Annotated in this window: 4 protein-coding genes; 1 reads left to right on the forward strand and 3 read right to left on the reverse strand. The window is 64.1% G+C overall.

What is annotated here, in order from left to right; genetic code table 11:
- Positions 1–208 precede the first annotated feature (208 nt).
- The 3 genes from ACE5CZ_RS07510 to ACE5CZ_RS07520 all read right to left on the reverse strand — a co-directional run bounded on the left by ACE5CZ_RS07510 (position 209) and on the right by ACE5CZ_RS07520 (position 3,239).
- Positions 209–598 carry a DUF1304 domain-containing protein gene (locus tag ACE5CZ_RS07510; protein WP_374946708.1) on the reverse strand — a complete coding sequence of 130 codons (390 nt, stop codon included), beginning with the start codon at positions 596–598 and terminating at the stop codon, positions 209–211.
- Between the two features lie 183 nt (positions 599–781).
- Positions 782–1,939, reverse strand: a complete 1,158-nt coding sequence (locus ACE5CZ_RS07515) for an IS30 family transposase (protein ID WP_374946709.1) — start codon at positions 1,937–1,939, stop codon at positions 782–784.
- 247 nt (positions 1,940–2,186) lie between these two features.
- Positions 2,187–3,239 (reverse strand): FAD-dependent monooxygenase, encoded by a 1,053-nt coding sequence (locus ACE5CZ_RS07520; protein WP_374946710.1) that lies wholly within the window; start codon positions 3,237–3,239, stop codon positions 2,187–2,189.
- A 151-nt stretch (positions 3,240–3,390) separates the two neighbouring features.
- Between ACE5CZ_RS07520 and ACE5CZ_RS07525 the strand changes: the two genes are divergently transcribed.
- The coding region (locus ACE5CZ_RS07525; RefSeq protein WP_374946711.1) for an ATP-binding cassette domain-containing protein at positions 3,391–4,680 on the forward strand (1,290 nt) is incomplete at its 3' end.

A 4,680-nucleotide genomic window follows, 5' to 3' on the forward strand; every position in this document is an offset into this window, starting at 1 on the left:
TGCCGAGCACCACGCGCGAGACGCGCAGACCGGTTCGTCCGAGGTGTGTGTATTCCATGACTCCAGCCTGCGCGCCGATGCCCGGCCAAGTCCAACAGGGATCTCCGATCCCATTGACGCGTCGGTCTTCTCAATCGCTCGGCACGAGACTGCTCGATCGAAGGCCCGGATCTCTACACGGTTCGCTCGGGGCCCGTGCGCTCGGGCCTCAGCCGGCGATAGCGATGACCGTCGCGATCACGGCCAGAAGGGGAAGCGTGCCCTGCCGAACGGCGGCCGACCGCTTGGAGGGAGACGACAGGAACAGTACCGTCGCCGCCGCGAGCATCGAACCCGTGCCGACGAGAACGAGGGCAGGCCCCACCGGCGACGTGCTCACGAGTACGAAGACGATTCCGATGACCGTGACGATCGCCAGGAACAGGTTGTAGAAACCCTGGTTGTACGCGAGCGGGCGGGTCGCCTCGACCTCCGCGGTGGATGCCGGTCCGAAGGTCTTGCGTGCGGCGGGGCCGTCCCAGGCCAGCGATTCCATGAAGAAGATGTAGACGTGCAGCACCGCGGCGAGAGCTGCCAGCACTAGGGCGACGATGATCATGATGACTTCCCTCTTTTACCGAAACGTTTCGCTACAGACTCAAGATACAGCTGCGCGTCACGTCGATATGGAGCGCCGTCCTGCCTGATCGTGTGTGGACTTGATCGGTAAGTGGCGGTGTTCTGTGATCGTTCATTGGCGTGGTCGATCGCGAGACAGTCTCGCATCCCATGGGTGGCGGATTCAGGTGGTGAGTGCAACACCGATTTGATTTGATGGGTTCGAGAGTATCTCGGCGAGGACTTCTGCGGGGGTGCGGTAGCCGTGGCGCTTTCGAGGTCTGGCGTTGAGTTCCGCAGCCACGTTCTCGAGGATCCCTGGGCCGTGGAAGGAAAGGTCGGTGCTTTTCGGGAAGTACTGCCGCAGGAGCCCATTCGTGTTCTCGTTGCTCCCGCGTTGCCAGGGCGAGTGCGGGTCGCAGAAATAGATCGGCATCCCGGTCGCCATCGTGATGTCCTGATGCTTGGCCATCTCCCGGCCCTGGTCCCACGTCACCGACCGGCGCAGCTGCTCCGGGAGGGTGTTCATCGCTTCAATCATCGCGGCGGATACCGTAGCGGCGGTGTGGTCGCCGGGTAGGTGCAGCAGCATCACGAACCCGCTGGTGCGTTCAACGAGGGTGCCGATAGCGGACTTTGTCGATGTTGAACCGATGATGAGGTCGCCCTCCCAATGCCCGGGAACGGCGCGGTCTTCGATCTCGGCGGGCCGGTCAGAGATCATGACCATGCCCGGCAACCGTCCTGCTTTGGGGCCGTCTGGTCTTTGGGGGCGGCGTCGTGCGCGCCCGGAGCGCAGGGCGGTTGCGATTTCTAACCGCAACGATCCGCGGCCTTGAACGTAGAGGGCTTGGTAGATGGTCTCGTGGGACACCTGCATCTCCACTTCCTCGGGATGCTCGAGGCGGAGCCGGCCCGCGACCTGTTCGGGGCTGAACCGTTCGGTGAGCATCGATACGACCTGTCCTCGTAACGCTAGCCCGTCCAACTTCCGCGCTCGAGGACGGCGGGCCCTCGCCCACGCCTGTTCCTGCGCCAAAGAGGGCACATACCGGTCATAGACCCGGTTCCTTGCGACTTCGCGGCTCACCGTGGAAGGCGCACGACCGAGCAGGGCAGCGATCCGTCGAATCCCTTGGCCCGTGGCGAGCTGGAAGCCGATCTCTTCCCGCTCCCGCAATGACAACGACCCAGGACGAGTGACGGCGAAGTTCTGAAGCGGTGATGGCAGCACCTGTCGATCTTCGCCGAGCCACCGATACGCGGTCGCCCGCGACACTCCCGCAGCTCGCGCAGCGGCCGACGTTGCCAGCCCCTCGTCCAACCCGTTCCAGAATGCCAACCGAACAGCCAACGGCGACATAGGTCTTGCCATCGAAAACACCCCACACGACTCAGGGTGTTGCGCTCACCACCTGAATCCGCCAAAAGTCAGGGACGAGGTTTCGAGACATAGTTACGAGAATCGCGGCGTCGGGTCGGTATGTAGAACCTGACTAATGCGTTTTATCAGCGGCGTCGCCGTGATGAGATGGATGCGACGCCTCGTATCCCTAGCGTTATGAGACGACCAAGATCTTGTCGCTAGGTCATCTCGGCGGGCTCGTGTCAATCGCCTGTAATCCAAGGTGGTGGCGAAGAAATGTCACTGCACGGTGATTGCTATGGGCGGTCATACCGATGGCGCGTGAGGCGAGTTGGATGGCATGTACACGTGCCGTTCGCCGAGTACGGTACCGGCGGATAGCGTGCTCCGCACCTTTACGAATGACCAACGTCAACACATCCCCGTCCTCTATCGCCAGCGCAGCACCGAGACCGAGGTTAGGGGTGATGGCGTGGGCGGCATCTCCAATAAGGACCACCCGTCCGGAACCCCAAAATGGTCTGCTCAGTTCCCACAACTCGTGGAACAGCACCTTGTCTGAGTGAAGATCCTGCATGGCCGTGATCGCTTCCGTCTCACGCCTTGTTCCCACCCCACCAATCAAGCCGATATGTTCCCTGGGAACGGTGTTCTCGGTGCCGGATTGCACGATGTAGACGTAGTTGCGTTGCTGTCGAAGAGGTACCACTCCAACGCGGTGGAATCCGTCCCACATCTCGGTAGCTACATCTCCTCGCGCGCCGTCAACGATTCCACGCCAACACACCTGACCGGAGGAACGCAATGAAACCGCAGGAGATAGCGCAGAACGTGTTTGAGAGCGGATACCGTCGGCGCCGACCACAAAGTCAAAGGACTCGCCTGTGGTTCCCAGCACCACATCTACTTCACTTCGTCCCGGGCTGAATTCTCGAACGGTGCATCCGTACCGAAGGTCGACTAAATTGTGCAGGCCATCGAGAAGGGCGGCGGCTAGATCGGGACGAGACAGTGAGAAACGATTCGCGACGGCGGCCCTTGGGCGGCCGTCTGGTCCAGTGATTTGTAGGGCCGAAAGCGGCTGAGCAACAGAGCGTGCTTTCACACCGGCTCGCTCCAGAACAGCAATGCTCTCTCCCGGAAGGATTAGGCCAGCCCCTATCGCAACCGGCTCCGAAGCACGCTCGACCACCGTCACCTGATGCTGGTCGCTCGCAAGCCGGCGAGCAGCAAACAGTCCGCCGATACCACCGCCGATCACCAACACCCGTGCCATGGTCGAACCATACCGCCGACGCGACCGCGAGACGTCTCGTAACGCATGGGTTGAAAGACCGAATCCATTGCGACTGGGGTGCCAAGTTCTAGCCCGCCAGGCCGCGACCGGCCACGTCGCACAGGGCCCGCGGTACTGAGACCATGGAGTCATGACCGCAACGCTCGTGGCCAAGGGCCTGGCCGGAGGCCACGCCCACCGCACACTCTTCAGCTCGCTCGATCTCACCGTCGCCCCCGGAGACATCGTGGGCGTCGTTGGCGCCAACGGGGCCGGCAAATCGACCCTGTTGCGTATCCTCGCCGGCCTCGACGCGCCGCTCGAGGGAACGGTCACGCTCGCGCCGGGCGACGCGTTCGTGGGCTGGCTGCCGCAGGAGCACGAGCGCGTCGTCGGCGAGACGGTCGCCGAGTACGTCGGGCGACGCACGGGCACCACGGTCGCGACGCGCGAGATGGATGCCGCAGCCGAGGCGCTCGGAGAAATTGCGGGCGTCGCGCCGGGCGCACCCGATCCGGCCGACGCCTACTCGGCAGCCCTCGAACGCTGGCTGGCCAGCGGCGCCGCCGACCTCAACGACCGGCTGCCCGTCGTTCTCGCCGAGCTGGGACTCGCGCTGTCGTCGGATGCGCTGATGACCTCGCTCTCGGGTGGCCAAGCCGCCCGGGTCGGACTCGCGGCCTTGCTGCTGTCGCGGTTCGACATCGTGCTGCTCGACGAGCCCACCAACGACCTCGACCTCGACGGCCTCGAGAGACTCGAGGGCTTCATCCGTGGCCTGCGAGGGGGAGTGGTTCTGGTGAGCCACGACCGGGCGTTTCTCGCGTCGAGCGTGACCCGCGTCGTCGAGCTCGATCTGGCCCAGGGCTCGAACCGCGTCTACGGGGGCGGATACGACGCGTTTCTCGAGGAGCGCGAGACGGCCAAGAGACACGCCCGCGAGGAATACGACGAGTTCGCCGAGAAGAAGGCCGACCTCGTGGGCCGCGCCCGCACCCAGCGCGAGTGGTCGAGCCAGGGCGTGCGCAACGCCATGAAGAAATCGCCCGACAACGACAAGATCAGGCGAAAAGCAGCGGCCGAGTCGAGCGAGAAGCAGGCCCAGAAAGTGCGCCAGATGGAGAGCCGCATTGCTCGCCTCGACGAGGTCGAGGAGCCGCGCAAGGAGTGGCAGCTGCAGTTCTCCATCGGCTCGGCGCCCCGGTCGAGTTCAGTGGTGTCCACCCTGTCGTCGGCAGTCGTCCGCCAGGGAGATTTCACGCTTGGTCCGGTGTCGCTGCAGGTCGACGCGGGTGACCGGATCGGCATCACCGGGCCGAACGGGGCCGGCAAGTCGACGCTGCTGCGGCTGCTGCTCGGCCGCACCGCTCCGAGCGAGGGAATGGCGAGTCTCGGAGCCAGTGTGGCGATCGGCGAGATCGACCAGGCCCGAGCCGTGCTC

The sequence above is a fragment of the Agreia sp. genome (genome assembly GCF_964263775.1).
GTDB lineage: Bacteria > Actinomycetota > Actinomycetes > Actinomycetales > Microbacteriaceae > Agreia.

Bases quoted from the DNA above. Each gene is read 5' to 3' on its own strand.
- ACE5CZ_RS07510 (WP_374946708.1), bottom strand. From the start codon at position 598: ATGATCATCGTCGCCCTAGTGCTGGCAGCTCTCGCCGCGGTGCTGCAC.
- ACE5CZ_RS07520 (WP_374946710.1), bottom strand. From the start codon at position 3,239: ATGGCACGGGTGTTGGTGATCGGCGGTGGTATCGGCGGACTGTTTGCT.